General features: G+C 65.9%; 15 protein-coding genes. 4 read left to right on the top strand and 11 right to left on the bottom strand.

All coding sequences use genetic code 11. The features are described from left to right. Window positions 1–58 precede the first annotated feature (58 nt). From AC56LW_RS17895 to AC56LW_RS17880, 4 genes are all read right to left on the bottom strand, one after another. Window positions 59–2020 (bottom strand): phosphatase PAP2 family protein, encoded by a 1962-nt coding sequence (locus AC56LW_RS17895; protein ID WP_499636514.1) that lies wholly within the window; start codon window positions 2018–2020, stop codon window positions 59–61. A gap of 131 nt (window positions 2021–2151) precedes the next feature. Beyond that, window positions 2152–3117, bottom strand: coding sequence for a Bug family tripartite tricarboxylate transporter substrate binding protein (locus tag AC56LW_RS17890; protein ID WP_332532811.1), 966 nt, complete (start codon window positions 3115–3117; stop codon window positions 2152–2154). A gap of 52 nt (window positions 3118–3169) precedes the next feature. Next, on the bottom strand, window positions 3170–3862 hold the full coding sequence (locus AC56LW_RS17885) for an aspartate/glutamate racemase family protein (protein WP_332532812.1): 693 nt from the start codon (window positions 3860–3862) through the stop codon (window positions 3170–3172). Window positions 3863–3864: 2 nt separating this feature from the next. Then, on the bottom strand, window positions 3865–4812 hold the full coding sequence (locus AC56LW_RS17880) for a 3-hydroxyacyl-CoA dehydrogenase family protein (RefSeq protein ID WP_499636511.1): 948 nt from the start codon (window positions 4810–4812) through the stop codon (window positions 3865–3867). Between the two features lie 123 nt (window positions 4813–4935). On the opposite strand from AC56LW_RS17880, the gene AC56LW_RS17875 reads away from it, so the two are divergent. Then, window positions 4936–5814 carry a LysR family transcriptional regulator gene (locus tag AC56LW_RS17875; protein WP_332532814.1) on the top strand — a complete coding sequence of 293 codons (879 nt, stop codon included), beginning with the start codon at window positions 4936–4938 and terminating at the stop codon, window positions 5812–5814. A 38-nt stretch (window positions 5815–5852) separates the two neighbouring features. Here AC56LW_RS17875 and AC56LW_RS17870 read toward each other — a convergent pair whose 3' ends face one another. Continuing rightward, a complete protein-coding gene (locus AC56LW_RS17870) occupies window positions 5853–7046 on the bottom strand; it encodes an acyl-CoA dehydrogenase (RefSeq protein WP_332532815.1) in 1194 nt (397 codons plus the stop codon). A gap of 92 nt (window positions 7047–7138) precedes the next feature. Beyond that, entirely contained in the window at window positions 7139–7651 is a 513-nt protein-coding gene (locus tag AC56LW_RS17865) for a flavin reductase family protein (protein ID WP_258835791.1), read from the bottom strand. A gap of 154 nt (window positions 7652–7805) precedes the next feature. Here AC56LW_RS17865 and msrA point away from each other — a divergent pair, with 154 nt between their 5' ends. Continuing rightward, complete coding sequence (msrA, locus tag AC56LW_RS17860) at window positions 7806–8348, top strand: peptide-methionine (S)-S-oxide reductase MsrA (protein ID WP_332532816.1); 543 nt, start codon at window positions 7806–7808, stop codon at window positions 8346–8348. 3 nt (window positions 8349–8351) lie between these two features. Here the strand turns inward: msrA and pdxH are convergent, their stop codons facing one another. Continuing rightward, window positions 8352–9620, bottom strand: coding sequence for a pyridoxamine 5'-phosphate oxidase (gene pdxH, locus AC56LW_RS17855; protein ID WP_499636509.1), 1269 nt, complete (start codon window positions 9618–9620; stop codon window positions 8352–8354). An 86-nt stretch (window positions 9621–9706) separates the two neighbouring features. On the opposite strand from pdxH, the gene tcdA reads away from it, so the two are divergent. Together tcdA and AC56LW_RS17845 are read left to right on the top strand one after the other, a co-directional pair. Next, entirely contained in the window at window positions 9707–10594 is an 888-nt protein-coding gene (gene tcdA / locus AC56LW_RS17850; protein ID WP_499636507.1) for a tRNA cyclic N6-threonylcarbamoyladenosine(37) synthase TcdA, read from the top strand. 47 nt (window positions 10595–10641) lie between these two features. Then, window positions 10642–11163 (top strand): FKBP-type peptidyl-prolyl cis-trans isomerase, encoded by a 522-nt coding sequence (locus AC56LW_RS17845; protein ID WP_499636505.1) that lies wholly within the window; start codon window positions 10642–10644, stop codon window positions 11161–11163. Window positions 11164–11204: 41 nt separating this feature from the next. Here the strand turns inward: AC56LW_RS17845 and AC56LW_RS17840 are convergent, their stop codons facing one another. The 4 genes from AC56LW_RS17840 to AC56LW_RS17825 form a co-directional block, all read right to left on the bottom strand. Next, window positions 11205–12200, bottom strand: coding sequence for a cation diffusion facilitator family transporter (locus AC56LW_RS17840; protein ID WP_499636503.1), 996 nt, complete (start codon window positions 12198–12200; stop codon window positions 11205–11207). Continuing rightward, a complete protein-coding gene (locus AC56LW_RS17835; RefSeq protein WP_332532821.1) occupies window positions 12197–12547 on the bottom strand; it encodes an ArsR/SmtB family transcription factor in 351 nt (116 codons plus the stop codon). Before AC56LW_RS17835 ends, AC56LW_RS17840 begins: the two co-directional genes overlap by 4 nt. An 81-nt stretch (window positions 12548–12628) precedes the next feature. After that, window positions 12629–15463 carry a M16 family metallopeptidase gene (locus AC56LW_RS17830; RefSeq protein ID WP_499636501.1) on the bottom strand — a complete coding sequence of 945 codons (2835 nt, stop codon included), beginning with the start codon at window positions 15461–15463 and terminating at the stop codon, window positions 12629–12631. A gap of 165 nt (window positions 15464–15628) precedes the next feature. After that, window positions 15629–16111 carry a CinA family protein gene (locus tag AC56LW_RS17825; protein WP_499636499.1) on the bottom strand — a complete coding sequence of 161 codons (483 nt, stop codon included), beginning with the start codon at window positions 16109–16111 and terminating at the stop codon, window positions 15629–15631. Window positions 16112–16324: the final 213 nt, after the last annotated feature.

Genomic DNA, 16324 nt, shown 5'->3' with positions numbered 1-16324 from the left:
CAAAACAATGGGGCCGGGTTCGTCATCGAACCCGGCCCCATTTTTGTACAACCTGCGCTTACGAACCCAGGCGCAGTTGCAGGCCCGTGTCGGTGTAGGTCGGCGTCACGGTAAAGCCGTCGACCGTGATGGTCTCGAACTTGCCCTTCAGGCTTGCCGCGCTGATGACGGTGAGCGTGTCGCCCACGGCCGGCTTGACGCCGTCCTGGAACTTGATGCGCAGTGTGCCGCCGCCGATGGTGGCCGCACCCGTCACGCTCATGCGGCCGCCCTGGGCCGCGCCCAGGCGCAGTTCCAGCGTCGCGCCGGTCAGCTGCGTGTACTTGCCGCCCACGACCAGGGTGGCCGGTGCGTTGCTGATCACGGTACCGCCGCCAGCGACATACACGTCACCCGTGCCGAAGGCCGTCGTCGACAGCGCTTCGAGCGCGCCGGCGTCGACTTGCGTGCCGCCGGTCCAGGCATTCTTGCCGCCCAGCTTCAACGCGCCCGAACCTTGCTTGACCAGCTTGCCGCTGCCGGTGATGTCGTTGCGCCAGCGGTCCGCTGCGTTAAAGCCACCCTTGCTCGCGTCCATGTTCAGCACGACGTTGCCGGTGAAGACCGCATAGCCTTCGGCCGCAGCAAACAGGTTCAGGCGGCCCCAGCCTTCAGCATCGTCCAGCGTCGGATAGCCCGAACCGATTGCGGTCGTTTTCAGCACCACGCGGCGCTGCGCGTCGGTCAGGTACGGCAGGCGCGTTTCCAGCAGCACTTCGGCGCCCTTCGGCACGACGGCCGGCGCGGTGGTCGAACCGATCAGCGGCAGGCCGTAGGTCATGCGGCGCAGGTAGTTGGCTTTGCTGGTCGCGTAGTCGGCAAAACGGTCGTTCGCCGGCGTACCCGAGATGGCGTAGCTCGGGAAGGTGCTGGCGGTGGTGCCGGTCAGCTTCATCAGTGTGCTCTGGGCCTGCTCTCGGGCGGCAGCGCGCGTGGTGGCGCCGGCGGCGATCAGGTTGGCGGCGGCGACGGCTTGCGCCTGCACGCGGCCGCTGATCACGTCCAGCGGCGAGTGCATGCCGGCATAGATGCGGCTCTCGCCCAGTTCGAGGCCACGGCTGACCAGTTCCTGATAGCGCTCCGGCAGCACATAGGCCATGGCGATCGCGTTGCGCACGGCTTCGGCCGAGTGGCCGCTGGTGAAGCCGCCGTCGGTGCTTGGCGTCGTGCTTTTGGCTGGCTCGAGTTGCGGCACGACCTGCACCGCGCTGCTCCAGCGGTAAGGGCGCGCGTATTTGTAGAAGCGCTTGGCCGGCTCGGTCGAACCGTTGCCGCCCATCGCATTGACCAGGTCGATGACCTTGCCGAACTCGGCGTTGGCGGCGCCGCCGACACCGTTGTTGTTGCCGCCATCTTCGTACTTGACCTTGATGGCATCGGCCGGCATGTCGTTGATGGTGGTGGTCGCGCGCGAAGCGCTGCGCCACGCATCGGTCAGCGGGCCCATGCCGCCGGTGACGCTGTAGCCCTTGCCGCGCCGGTCGTCCAGATACGCCAGCAGAGCCTGCTCCGAGGTGCGGCTGGCAGTGGCCTTGACCACGTAATCGATGTTGGCATTGTGCACGGCGGCGTTGACGATCGTGCCGCCATTGGTGCCGTCGTTCGGCACGCCGGTCCAGGTCGACGCGGCCACGGCCGGGAAGCCGTCAACGGCCGGGGCCGTCTGGCCTGCATCGACGAGTTCGGTTACCGGCTTCCAGATGGCGAGCATGCCGCCCAGGACGCGCACGCCGGCATTCGTGGCCAAGGTCGCGTAGCGGGCATCGCCGCGCTGGTTGGTGGCGGCGGTGTCGACAAAAGCAAGCACTGCCGGCACCGGCGCCGTGTCGGCCGCGCCCTGGTCCGCTGGCGCGGCCGGGATGACGATCGCGACATCGGCGGGTGCGTCGTCATGGTGATCGGAACCACCGCAGGCGGACAGGGCAAGTGCGGCGCCGATGGCGACGGCAAGCGGAAGACGGCGGAGAACGACCTGATGCATGTGAACCCTTCAATGGTGGTGAGGCGAAAAATTGAAGGGATGATAAGAAGTGCGTGTGACGTCATGATGACGCGCGGTCGGTTGCGCCCGATCACCGGCGGTAGGTAGCGGTGATCGGGCGCCGCCCTGCGTCAGTCGACCGTCACACCGGCGTCCTTGACGACCTTGCCCAGCTTGACCGATTCGGTGCGCATCAGGGCGCCGAACGCTTCAGGCGTGCCGCCGACGACCGGCGTGCCCAGTTCTTCCCACTTCTTGCGGAAGGCCGGATCGGCGAAGATCTCGTTGAGCGCCTGATTCAGGCGCATCACCACCGGCTTGGGCGTGGCGGCAGGCGCCACGATGCCGTGCCAGCCCGTGAAGTTGTAGCCGGTGAGGCCCGACTCGGCCAGCGTCGGCACGTCCGGCAAGCTCGGCACGCGGGTGGCCGTCGTCACGGCGATCGGATGCAGCTTGCCCGTCTTGATGTACTGGACCGAGCTGCCCAGGATGTCGAACATGACCTTGACGTGCCCGCCGAGGACATCGTTCAGTGCCGGGCCGGCGCCCTTGTAGGGAACGTGCTGCAGCCTGGTGCCCACCGCAGTATTGAACAGTTCGCCCGCCAGGTGTTGCGGGGTGCCGTTGCCGGCCGAGGCAAAGCTCAGCATATCGGGCTGCTCCTTTGCCATGGCAATGAACTGCTTGACGTTCTTGACCGTCACCGAAGGGTGCACTTCGAGCACCAGAGGGAAGGCCGAGATCTGGATCACGGGTGCAAAATCCTTTTCCGGGTCGAACGGGATCGATTTATACAGCGTCTTGTTCACCGCCATCGGCCCGCTGGCCGCCAGCAGGATCGTGTAGCCGTCCGGCGTCGACTTGGCTACCATGCCGGTCCCGATATTGCCGCCGGCACCGCCCCGGTTGTCGATGATGACGGGAACCTTGAACTTCGTCTGCAGCGGTCCCTGGATCAGGCGCGCCATGGCGTCGGTCGGCCCGCCTGGCGGGTAGGGCACGACGAAGCGGATCGGCTTCGACGGATAGACGTCGGCGGCGCCGGCAACGAGCGCCTGGGTCATGAACAGCGTTGCGAGAAGTACTTTCTTGAGCATGCTTTGTCTCCGGTTTGTCTTGTTTTGTTTTGGTGGGGTGGTACGTTGTCGTTCAGGGTGCCTGCTGCGCCAGGCGCCGTTTCAGTTCATGCACGGCGCTGTGCACCGTGGTCAGCACGGGCGCGCCCGCGGCACGGACACAGGCATCATGCGCACGCGCCATGCTGAATTGCGCCAGTGCGATCGTCGCGCAGCCATCATCGATCAGCCGCCGTGCGCTGTCGGCGATGATCTCGTCATGCAGGTCGACGTCGCCCCGGTTGAGCGCATCGAGCGCGCCTTCGGCCAGCGCGCAGCGCAGTGCCACGCGCGCCGGAAATTCGGGCGGCATGGAGGCCAGGGTGGGGCCGAACGTCGCGATCAGCCCCACCGGGCCGGCCGCCTGACTGGCCTCTGCATCGGCAATCATGGCCTGGTTTGGCTTGAGCACGGGGATGTGCGGATGGCGCTGCGCCACCGCTTCGATGCACGGGCCAAAGGCCGAGCAGGTAAACAGGATGGCTTCGGCCCCGCTGCCAAGCGCGTAATCCGCCAGATCGGCGAAGCGCTTGTGCATCGCAGCGTCGAGGCCACGGCCGGATCGGGCCAGGTCGGCCGACAGCGAATCGTCGAGCAGATTCATGCGTGTGGCTTCAGGCCATTGCTCGGCCATGAAGGCATTGATCGGCTCGACCGAATGGCTCAGGGCGTGGATCAGGGCAATGCGCGGCGCCGGGCGGGTCGCCGCTGAAGGGGAGGCAGACATGATCATTGGTCCTCGATCTTTGGCAGTTCAGGCGCAAGCAGGCGCAACCCGGCCATCAACAGGCCATCGTAACGTGCGCGCTCGGCGGCAATGGTGTCCGGCGTCCAGCGATAAAAGCCTTCGCCCGTTTTCATCCCGTAATGGCCGGCGTCATAGCGCTGCGCCAGCACCCGGGCTGGCATGGTATTGGCCGCCAGCGACGGGTACATGGTGGCGGCGGCCGGGCAGTGCACGTCAATGCCGGCATGGTCGCGCTGCAGCACGGGGCCGGCCGCAAGAAAGCGGAAGCCGAAGCCGAAGCGCACCGCAGCGTCGACATCCTCGGCCGTGGCAATGCCGGCATCGATCAGCGCAAACGCTTCGCGCGCCAGGGCATGCTGCAGGCGGTTGGCCAGGAAGCCGGGCAGGTCCTTGCGGACCAGCACCGGCACCATGCCGCAGGCACGCATGAAGGTCATCAACGCCTCCGCCAGCTCGCTTGATGAGTTCGCGCCGAGCACGACCTCGACCAGCGGCACCAGATGCGCCGGCATGAAGAAGTGCAGGCCCAGCATCCGCCCGGTTGTTTCCAGGTGTTCGCCGATGGCCGAAATGGGAAAGCTCGAGCTATTGCTGCACAGCAGAGTATCGGGGCGCGCGCGCTGGACCAGTTCGGCAAACAGTGCCTGCTTGAGCGCCAGCTTCTCTGGAATGCATTCGATGACCAGGTCGATGGCCTGCCAGTCGAGTTCATCGAGGCTGGCGCAGGTCGTGATGCGCTCGCGCTTGTGTTCCAGCCCGAGCTTGCGCAGCGTGTCGCCAAAATAGGTGTCGAGCGCGGCGCGGCGCGTGGCGCCAGGTTCGAGCACGATCGCGCGGCAGCCGGCGCGTGCCAGCACGATCGCTACGTCGGCGCCCATCGTGCCGCCACCTGCGACGAGGGCCAGCGCGTGCGCAGGCTTGGGAAGCATCAAGTTTTCCATGATCATTTTCGAAAAGAGAATGAACTTAGTTTGCGCTTCATCAAATTATCTGAGAAACGCATTTTTTCTATAAACTTATCGATTATGGAAATAAATCTATCCGCACGTGAGTTGCGTGCGTTTCTCGCCTTGGCCGACACGCTCAGCTTCAGCAAGGCGGCGCAGCAGGTCTGCCTGTCGCAGTCGGCGCTCTCGACACTGATCAGTCGTCTGGAGGAGGGCTTCGGGAGTCGCCTGTTCTCGCGCACCACGCGCTCGGTCGCCCTGAGTGCCGCCGGTGAAGTGCTGGTCCTGCACGCCCGGCAATTGCTGGCCGATATCGAGCGCTCGGCCGCAGCGGTACGCGACGTGACGGCGTTGCACCGGGGCCGGGTGGCATTGGCCGCGATGCCCTCGCTGGCGGCGCGGCTCGTGCCACGCCTGTTCCGTGTCTTTCACCAACGCCATCCTGACATTGCGCTGTCGCTGGCCGACACGCTGTCGGAACCGGCATTCGAGCTGGTGCGCCAGGGACGCGTCGACTTCGCCATCACCGCCGCCAATCCGGCCTACCAGGATCTGGAATACATCCCGTTGACGACGGACGATTTCGTGCTGCTGGCGGCCGCTGGGCATCCGCTGGGCCGCGACAGCCGCCCGATCCGCCTGCCCGAGACGCTGCCGTATCCGCATATTTCGATGTCGCGCCACACCAGCGTGCGGCAATACGTGGACGCCGCCGCGCTGCAGGCGGGGATCAATTTTTATCCGGCGTTTGAAGTCGACCACCTGGCCACGATCGGCGCCATGGTGGTTGAAGAGCTGGGTGTGGCGGCCTTGCCGAGCCTGGCAGCCGATGTGATTGCCAGCGCCGGGCTGGTGCGGCGCGAGCTGGTCGATCCCGTGATCCGGCGTTCGATCGGCGTAGTCCGGCGCAGCGAAGGCGCGCTGACGCCAGCGGCGCAGGCGATGCTGGCGCTGTTGCAGGAGCAGATTGCGGATGGTTCTTGAACGGCGCGGCGATGGCCGCGCCGTGGGGGACTACCTGATCAGAACGCGGCGATGCCGGTCTGCGCACGGCCGAGGATCAGCGCGTGGATGTCGTGCGTGCCCTCGTAGGTGTTGACCACCTCGAGGTTGACCATGTGACGGATGATGCCGAACTCGTCCGAGATGCCGTTACCGCCCAGCATGTCGCGCGCCATGCGGGCGATGTCGAGTGACTTGCCGCACGAGTTGCGCTTCATGATCGAGGTGATCTCCGGTGCCGCCGTGCCTTCGTCCTTCATGCGGCCCAGGCGCAGGCAGCCCTGCAGGCCAAGCGTGATTTCGGTCTGCATGTCGGCCAGCTTCTTTTGCACCAGCTGGTTTGCCGCCAGCGGCTTGCCGAACTGCTGACGATCCATCGTGTACTGGCGCGCCGTGTGCCAGCAGTCCTCGGCCGCGCCCAGCGCGCCCCAGGCGATGCCGTAGCGGGCCGAGTTCAGGCAGGTGAACGGGCCTTTCAGGCCGCGCACGTCGGGGAACGCGTTTTCTTCCGGGCAGAACACGTTGTCCATGACGATTTCGCCGGTAACAGAGGCGCGCAGGCCGAACTTGCCGTGGATCGCCGGGGCCGACAAGCCTTTCCAGCCTTTTTCGAGCACGAAGCCGCGGATCGCGCCTTCATCGTCCTTCGCCCAGACGACGAACACATCGGCCACGGGCGAATTGGTGATCCACATCTTGGCGCCACTCAAGCTGTAGCCGCCCTCGACCTTGCGGGCGCGCGAAATCATCGAGCCGGGATCGGAGCCGTGGTTCGGCTCGGTCAGGCCGAAGCAGCCGATCCATTCGCCGGTGGCCAGTTTCGGCAGGTATTTCTGTTTGGTGGCTTCATTGCCGAATTCGAAGATCGGCACCATGACGAGCGACGACTGCACGCTCATCATTGAGCGGTAGCCGGAATCGACACGCTCGACTTCGCGTGCGATCAGGCCGTAGGCAACATACCCCATTGCCGGGCCGCCGTATTCTTCGGGAATGGTCGGGCCGAGCAGACCCAGCTCGCCCATCTCGCGGAAGATCGAGACATCCATCGACTCGTGACGGAACGCCTCGAGCACGCGCGGGCGCAGCTTGTCCTGGCAATAGGCGGCGGTGGCGTCGCGCACCATGCGCTCTTCATCGGTCAGCTGGCTGTTCAGCAGCAGTGGGTCATCCCAATGGAAAGCGGCTTTCTTGGGCGAGTCGGTACGGGTCATCGGAAATCCTGTCTCTGAATTCTGGTTAGAAGTTACCTGACCATTATAGAAACGTGCCGCAGCCCGATCTTTTCAAACTGCGACAGGCATTTTCATTTTTGACTGGCGGTGCTGCCGAACTTGCCGCCGTGGAAGATCAGCGCCGGCTGTGGTTGCAACTGGCATTCTTCGACCTCACCGACAAAGATGACGTGATCACCCTCTGGGTAGCGGCTGCGGTTGTGGCATTCGAACCAGGCCGACACGCCCTTGAGGATCGGCAGGCCGGTGCGCGACAGTTCGTAGTCGACACCCTCGAACGGGTTTTCGCCGCGGCGCGCAAAGCGCATCGCCAGGTCTTCCTGGCCGGCGGACAGCACATTGATCACGTAGTGCGAGTTGCCGCTGAAGATCGGCATGCTGTTGGCCCCGGCGCCCAGGCTCCACAGCACCAGCGGCGGGTCGAGCGAGACCGAGTTGAACGAGCTGGCCGTCAGGCCGCGGAAGGTGCCGTCGGCCAGGCGCGTGGTAATGACGGTAACGCCGGTCGCAAACTGCGACAGCGCCTGGCGGAAATGCGTGGTATCGAAGCCGCGCGTGGTCGCGCGGGCAGAAAGTGTATTCATGGTGTTCCTGGAACTGTGACGCTCATTATGCCACCGTCCTGCGCAAGCTTGCCGCGCCTTGCTCTCTAGCAGCATCGGCAGCGGGTCAATACAGCGGGCAACCGAGCTTTGCGCTACATTAAGCTTATCGAAATTTTACGAAACAAGGTTCATCATGAGTGAGCAAACAACGGGCGACGTTGCCATCCTCGGGGGCGGCTGCTTCTGGTGCCTCGAGGCGGTGTTTCTCGAAGCACGCGGCGTCACGCGCGTGGAGTCAGGCTATATGGGTGGCCATGCCGACCAACCCACCTACGAGGCCGTCTGCAACGGCACCACCGGCCACGCCGAAGTCGTGCGCCTGGAATTCGATCCGTCGGTGATCAGCTACCACGACATTCTCGAGATTTTCTTCACGATCCACGATCCAACCACGCTCAATCGTCAGGGTAACGATGTCGGCACGCAATACCGGTCGGTGATCTTCACCACGTCGCCGGCGCAGGAAGCCGTCGCGCGCACCGTGATGGCCGAGATGGCCATGGTGTGGGATGCGCCGCTGGTCACGCAGGTATTGCCGCAGGAAACCTGGTACAAGGCCGAGGATTACCACCAGAATTACTTCGCGCAACACCCGTTGCAGGGGTATTGCGCGTTCGTGGTAGCGCCGAAAGTCGGCAAGTTCCGCGCGACCTTCAGCGACCGCCTCAAGGCATAACGATTACGGTTGCAGGCGGCTACGCGTCCAGCTGCCGTCCGGCTGGCGCTGGTAGACGATCCGGTCATGAAAGCGCGAGCGCCGACCTTGCCAGAACTCGATGCGTTCCGGCACCAGGCGGAAGCCGCCCCAGTTGTCCGGGCGCGCCGGATCGTCACCGGCGGCCTGCGCCACGGCGTCGTAATTCGCTTCCAGCGCGGCGCGACTGGCAATCGGGCTGCTCTGCTGCGAAGCGATGGCCGCCACCCGGCTCTTGAGCGGCCGGCTGCGGAAATAATGGTCGCTTTCTTCGCTTGACGTCATCTCGACGCGGCCTTCGATGCGGATCTGGCGCTCGAGCTCGCTCCAGAAGAACAGCAGGGCGGCCTGGTTGTTGCCGCGCAGTTCCTGCGCCTTCTGGCTGTCGTAATTGGTGTACCAGGTAAAACCGCGCGGATCGAATTGCTTGATCAGCACGATGCGCGAGCTCGGCCGGTTGCCCGGGCCGACAGTTGCCAGCGTCATCGCATTCGGCTCATTCACTTGCGCGGCCAGTGCCTGCTCGAACCAGGCCGTGAACTGCGCGATCGGGTCGTCCAGCACATCGTCTTCGTTCAGGCTGGCCTGGCCGTAATCCTGGCGCAGGTCGGCCACTGCCTGGCCGACGCCGGCTGTCTTGGCCGCTGTTGTGGCCGATGCGGTGGCCGCTGTTGTGGCCGATTCTGTGGCCGATGCCACCGGCTGGTCAAACGCCTCGGGCGCCAGCAGGCCGCGGCGGCGCTGCATCGCCTGGCCCAGCTGCGCCATCTGCTCGGGCGAGAACAGGCGCATTGCCATCGGCGCCAGCGTGCTTTCCTCGCGTTCCATGTGCGCCGTGTAGCGGGCGACGAAGCGCTCGACGGCCGTGCTGGAGAGCATGGTGCCGGTGCCGGCTTCGATCGCGGTCAGTTGCTCGTGCAGGTCTTGCCACAGGGCGTCCATGTCGTTGTGGTCCTGCACGATCGTCGGGGCCAGCGCCTGCAGCGTGGCGGCGTCGTCGCCCTGCGCTGTGGCGCGCAGCATCGGGATCAGGTCCTGCTCTTCGTCGTCGTGGTGCAGGTGCGCCGCCTTGTCGAAGTAGCGCAGCACGGCGCCGGCGGCGTCGCGTGCCTGCTTGTCGACGCCATGTTCGGCCAGGTGCGGCAGCAGCTTTTCGAGGGTGGACAGTTGTTTGCGGATGCGGCCATGGCAATGCTTGAGCACGGCGATTGGCTGGGAGAAATCGGGGGCGGTGTCGGGCAGGAGAGAGGTCATTGTTCTGTGGGAGACACGCAGGTTATTTGGTTGACGAACGATTATTCTAGTGTAGTCGCGAAACACCTGTCCGCTACAATATCGGGATGAATCAATTACTTGAGCAAGGGGCGGCGGCAGCGCCCACGGAGGATGTCGACTTTGCGCGCCGCTTCGGCGGCATCGGGCGCCTGTATGGTGAGCCTGCGCTGGAACGTTTCCGCGCGGCGCACGTTTGCGTGATCGGCGTCGGCGGCGTCGGTTCGTGGGTGGTCGAGGCGCTGGCGCGCAGCGCGATCGGCCACCTGACCCTGATCGACCTCGACAACGTGGCCGAATCGAACATCAACCGCCAGATCCAGGCGCTGTCATCGACCATCGGCATGCCGAAGATCGAAGCGCTGCGCCAGCGCATCGCCGAGATCAATCCATTTTGCCAGGTGACCCTGGTTGAGGACTTCATCGACCTGGAGAACATCGAGACGCTGGTGGCCAATCAGGGCTTCGACTACGTGGTCGATGCCATTGACAGCGTCAAGCCGAAAGCCGCGCTGATCGCCTGGTGCAGCGCCAACAAGATGCCGCTCGTGGTCGTGGGCGGCGCCGGTGGCCAGATCGATCCGACCAAGGTCGAGATCCGCGACCTGGCCCGCACCGAGCAGGAACCGTTGCTGAAAAAAGTGCGCAAGCTGCTGCGCGCGCAATACGGTTTTTCGCGCGGTGAAAAGCAGAAGTACCACATCGACGCCGTGTTTTCGATGGAGCCGCTGCGGTATCCAGAGACAGGCGACGCCTGCGAGATCGACGACAACGGCATCACGGGCCTGAACTGCGCCGGATTCGGTTCGTGCATGGTGGTGACCGCCACCTTCGGCATGGTGACAGCGGGGCAGGTGCTGCGCCGGCTGGCCGAGGCGGCCAATGCCCAGGCTGCAGCGGCTGCCAATGCCGCTGACGGGCAAACTGTGCAAGCTGAGGCTGCCTTGCTATCATAGGTCCCGATGCAACCGCCCGGTTGCGACCTTTTGATGGAAGAGCACACATGATTCGTCGATCCGCAGTCATCGCCCTGCTCCTGGTGGCAGGCAGCGCCCATGCCCAGGAAGGCGCACAGGACGCCAGCAAGCCCGCGACCCAGCCGCCGCCGGAAGCGCAGCAGCCGGCCACCGCGCCGGCCCCTGTCACGCCACCGGTTGCCGCCGAAACCCAGGCGCCGCAGGTCGAGATCGTCGATCGCGTGGTTGGCACCGGCAAGGAAGCGTCGCTGGGCAGCAATGTCGTCGTCAACTACACGGGCTGGTTCCACAAACCGCTGGCCAAGCAGCAGCGCGGTCGCAAGTTCGATTCGTCGCTCGACAACGGCCGCGATCCGCTGGAATTCCAGCTGGGCGCAGGTCGCGTGATCAAGGGCTGGGAGCAGGGCGTGGCCGGCATGAAGGTCGGCGGCAAGCGCACCCTGATCATCCCGAGCGCGCTGGCCTACGGCAAGCGTGGCGCGGGCGGCGGGATGATTCCGCCGGATTCGGATCTGATCTTCGACGTTGAACTCCTCAACGTGAAGTAATGCTTTAACAGCGCGGCCCGCTTTCGGGCCGCGCCAGTCCTTCAGCGCGCGTGCCCGTGCAGCGTGCAGTGATGATGGGTCGTGCCTTCCTCGACCTGCAGCGTGCAGTGATGAATCGCGAACTGCGCGCTTAACCCGTCCACCATCGCATCGATCGCGGCATCGCCCGGATACCCGGCGGGCATCACGACGTGCGCCGTCAGCGCCGTCTCGGTCGTGCTCAGCGCCCAGATGTGCAGGTCGTGCAGATCCGCCACGCCGGGCTGCGCGAGCAGGAAGCCGCGCACCTTGTCGGCATCGACGCCAGGCGGCACGGCCGCCATCGACAGCTGCACCGATTCGCGCAGCAGCGACCACGTGCCCAGCACGATGACCACCACGATCACCAGGCTCACCGCCGGGTCGATCCAGGTCCAGCCCCAGAACATGATGATCAGGCCCGAGATCGCCACGCCCAGCGACAGCGCCGCATCGGCCGCCATGTGCAGGTAGGCGCCGCGGATGTTCAGATCGCCCTTGCTGCCAGCCAGGAACAGCCAGGCCGAGAAGCCGTTGATCAGCACGCCGATGGCGGCAACGATCGACACCGTGGCCCCGGCTACGGGCGCCGGTTCGGCGAAGCGCTGCACCGCTTCCCAGGCGATGGCGCCGCAGGCGACCATCAGCAGCAGGCCGTTGCCCATTGCCGCCAGGATCGACGAGCCGCGCAGGCCGTAGGTGTAGCGGCCGGTGGGCACGCTTTTGGCCAGCACCGCCGCGCCCCAGGCCAGCACCAGGCCCAGCACGTCGGACAGGTTGTGACCGGCGTCGGCCATCAGTGCCGTCGAGTGCGCGATGAAGCCGTAGGCGAATTCGATGATGACAAAGGCCATGTTGAGCCCGATCGCCAGCGCGAAAGCGCGGCCGTTGCCTTCGGGAGAGGGCATGTGGTGGTGATGGTGGCCAAAGCCATGACCGTGATCGTCGTGCTTGTGATCGTCGTGCTTGTGCTTGTGCTCGTGCTTGTGATCATGGTCGTGATCGTGATGTTGGCTCATGCGTCCATTCCGGTGGCGGGTTCGGCGATGTGCTCGAACATGGTGGAAAGCAGGCTGCTGATGTGGGCGTCAGCAGCTGCGTAAAAGACTTGCTTGCCCTGGCGCTCGGCCTTGACGATGCGGGCCGCGCGCAGCAGGCGCAGGTGGTGGCTGACCAGCGAACTCGACAGCGACAGCGTATTGGCGATGTCGCCCACGGCGGTCGGCTGCGTCAGGCAGGCCAGCACGATGCGCAGGCGCGTTGCATCACCCAGCAGGTGGAACAGGTCGGCCAATTGGCCGATCGCTTCCTCGGGCGGCGGGGCGATCGGCTGGGCAGCCGGGTGCGTGTGGGTGTGTTCGTGCATGCAACTCTAACATGTGAATAGGTGTTCACATGTTAGGGCAACAAGCTGCGCCGGGCAAGCACGGCGTAGTGGGTTACCGGTTCAGTGGCGTGGCTTGTCGCTCACCTGCCCATCGTCGTCGCGAATTTCCGGCTGCCCCAGCCCCAGCTTCTGCAACTGCGGCAGGATCTTGCGCCGTTCGCCCACCGCCACCACGATCATCCGGTCCGGATCGAGCCAGCGGCGCGCGACCGCCTGCACATCGTCGACGCCAACCCCCGCCAGATGTATGGCCAGGCTGTCGTAGTAATCCGCCGGCAAACCATAGACGAACAACTCCGTCAGGCTCGCGCCGATGTCGGCATTAGTCTCGAACTGCCCCGGCAGCGACAACAGCTGCGCATTGCGCGCCGCTGTCAATTCGTCGCTGGAGATCGGCTGCTCGCGCAGCAGCGCGACTTCGCGCAGGATTTCGCGCACCGCTTCACCGGTCGCATCCTGCTGCACGCTGGCTTCCACCGAAAACGGCGCCGGCTGGCGGTCGTAGTCGAAGTGCGAATGGATGCCATACGTCAGCCCGCGCGTCTCGCGCAGATTGTTGTTGAGCCGGCTCGAGAACATCCCGCCCAGCACCCCGTTCATGATTTGCAGTGCCGGGAAGTCGGGCGTGTCGCGCGCCGGGCCCATCGTCGCCACCTGCAGCGCCGTCTGGCCGGCGTCCGGCTGGTCGATGACGACCAGGCGCGCAGCGGTCGGCTTGGCCGGGCCAACTGCAGCCGCTGGGGCATCAAACGCCGGCCAGCCGCCGAACTGCGCCTGCGCCAGCGCTTCCAGTTCGGCGCGCGTGATGTCGCCCGTGACCACCAGCGCCGCGTTCGACGGCACGTAATGGCGGCGCCAGAAGCCGACGATGTCGTCGCGCGTCGTACGCCGGATGGCCGGCTCCAGGCCAAGCTGGCCATAGCCTTTCGGATGGCCGGCGCCGAACAGTGCGCCCGCCGCCGCCAGCGCGGCGACGGTTTCCGGGTCGTCGCGCTGCTGCGTGAGCGCACCAAGGCGGTCCTGGCGCTGGCGTTCGATCTCGGCGGCCGGGAACGCGGGGCGCTGGACGATGTCGGCGACGATTTCCAGCGCGCGCGCAAAGGTGGACGTCAGGGCCAGCAGCGAAACAGTGGAGACGTCGTCGCTGCTGCCCGTGTCCATGAACGCGCCCAGCTGGGCGATGTCGTCGGCAATGGCCGGCGCGCTGCGCGTGGCCGTGCCTTCTTCCAGCATCTGGGCGGTAAAACCGGCCAGGCCGGGCAGGTCGGATGGATTGGCGGCGCCGCCGCTGCGCACCACGAGCTGGCTCGACACGAGCGGCAGCGCCGGATTGCGGTAGTGGATGACGGTCAGGCCATTGGCCAGCGTGAAGGTCTCGCCACGTGGCTGCCTGAAGCGCGGCGCCGGGCCGGCTGTTGGCGGCGTCGCGCGCCACGCTTCGGCCACGTTGACCGGGGCTACCGGCTTTGGCACGGCAGCGGCGCGGGCAGGCTTGCCGGCGCGCGGATCGTCCACCTTCGGCTTGCCCGGCACGCCCGTGACGACGGCGCGCGCCTGCTGCGGCAGCCAGGTCTGCACTGCGCGCTGGACGGCGGCGGCGTCGATGCGGCGCAGGCGCGCCAGGTCCTTGTTCAGGTAGCCCGGGTCGCCCGTGTACAGGTTGTAGTGATTGAGCTGCTCGGCCAGGCCATCGCCGCCCAGCTTTTCGAGCGACGCCAGCAGCGACGTTTCCAGGCTGTTGCGCGCGCGTTCGACCTCGCGCGCCGTCGGGCCTTCGGTGCGCAACAGGGCCAGTTCGGCGTCGATCGCCGCTTCGATCTCTTGCGGCGTGTGGCCGGCGCGCGCCGTCACGTCGATGACGAAGGTCGAGGCCAGGCCCAGTGAGCCTTGCGAGGCCGAGACGTCCTGCGCGATCTGGCGTTCGTAGACAAGTGACTTGTACAGGCGGCTCGACTTGCCGCCGCCCAGGATCGTGGCCGCCACCATCAGTTCGGCGTCGCCCGGTTGATAGGCCGGCGGCGTGAGCCAGCCCATGAACACGCGCGGCAGTTCGACGCGGTCGCGCACGACGACGCGGCGTTCGGCCGTGATCGGCGGCGTGACCACATGCGGGCGCACCACGTCCGGCCCGCGCCGCAGGCCGCCGAAGTAGCGCGTGACCAGCTCGCGCACGCTCTGCTTGTCGATGTCGCCGGCGATCACCAGGCTGGCGTTGTTGGGACCGTAGTACTGGGTGAAGAAGGCGCGCACGTCTTCCAGGCGTGCGCTCTGGATGTCGGCGTGCGAACCGATGATCGAGGCCGCGTACGGGTGCCCCTGCGGAAACAGCGTGCGCGCCAGCGCTTCCTCGACGATGCCGTACGGCTCGCCCTCGACGGTCTGGCGCCGCTCGTTGCGCACGACGTCCTGCTGGTTGGTCAGCGCCTGCTGGTCGAGCACGTCGAGCAGGTAGCCCATGCGGTCGGCGTGTACCCACAGCGCCAGTTCAAGCTGGTTCGACGGCACGGTATCGTAATAGCTGGTGCTGTCGTACCCCGTGCCGCCATTGCTGTCGGTCGCGCCGGCGCCTTCGAGCAGGCGGTCGGCCATGCCGCGCGGGATGTGCGCGGTGGCCGCGAACATCATGTGCTCGAACAGGTGGGCAAAGCCCGTCAGGCCGGGTGCTTCGTTGGCCGGGCCGACGTGGTACCACAGGTTCATGGCCACAATCGGCAGGCGCTTGTCTTCGACCAGGATGACTTGCAGCCCGTTGGGCAGCACCAGCTTGTCAAAGGCGATCGACGGCACCGGCGCGGCTGCCGGTGACGACGCAGGGGCGGGGGGCTGCGCCTGGGCCGGGCCGGAGGCCGGCGCAGCGGCCAGCATCAGCGGGACCATCAGGGTAGGAATATTCAAGCATTCTCCAGATAATTCATTGGCAACGACGCCGGCGTCGGCCAGGCGACGCCCTGGCCAGCCGGCAGGGTGGGGGGCTGCAGGACACCGTCGAACTGGCCTCGCACAACACGCTATTATCGCGGATACGCGCGAAAGGCGTGGGCCGGCGCCGCCTTTGCCCGTCTATTCGACAAAGCGCAGCAGTCCGCGCAGCGCATGCGCCACAGCCTGCGCGCGCACGGCCTGGCGGTCGCCCTGGAACACCAGGCGCTCGGTCTGCACGCGGTCGCCCTGCGCCCAGCCGAAGCACACGGTGCCAATCGGCTTGCCGGGCACGCCGCCGCTCGGACCGGCGATGCCGGTGGTCGAGACCGCCACGTCCGCGCTGCTGTTGGCGACGGCGCCCGCGGCCATGGCTGCGGCCACTTCTTCGCTGACGGCGCCGAACTGGGCGATGACGGCGTCGGAGACATCGAGCATGTCGTTCTTGGCCGTGTTCGAATAGGTGACGAAGCCGCGATCGAACCAGTCGCTCGAGCCGGCAATGTCGGTGAGCGCCTGGGCGATGCCGCCGCCGGTACAGGATTCGGCCGTGGCCAGCATCATTTTTTTGGCGCCAAGCGTCTGGCTGACCTGATTTGCAAGATCGGTAAGTTCATGCGTCACGTGCGTCTCCTTGTGCAGTCGGCGGACGGGCTGTCCGTGTGATTCCATTCTAGCGCGCAGTGTCCCGGTACGGCATGCTGGCAGCAGAGCAGCTGCGTTGGATATTGCCATACGCAAAGATGCTATGCTCTCGGCATGGACGCATCGAAGGCAAAGTTGTTGTCGAGCCCTGACAGATGTTCCGTGCGACATGCGGCTTGGCCGGACTGCTAT

It is taken from the genome of Telluria sp. LT2P80, from assembly GCF_059685955.1.
This window is presented reverse-complemented; position numbering and strand designations above follow the sequence as displayed.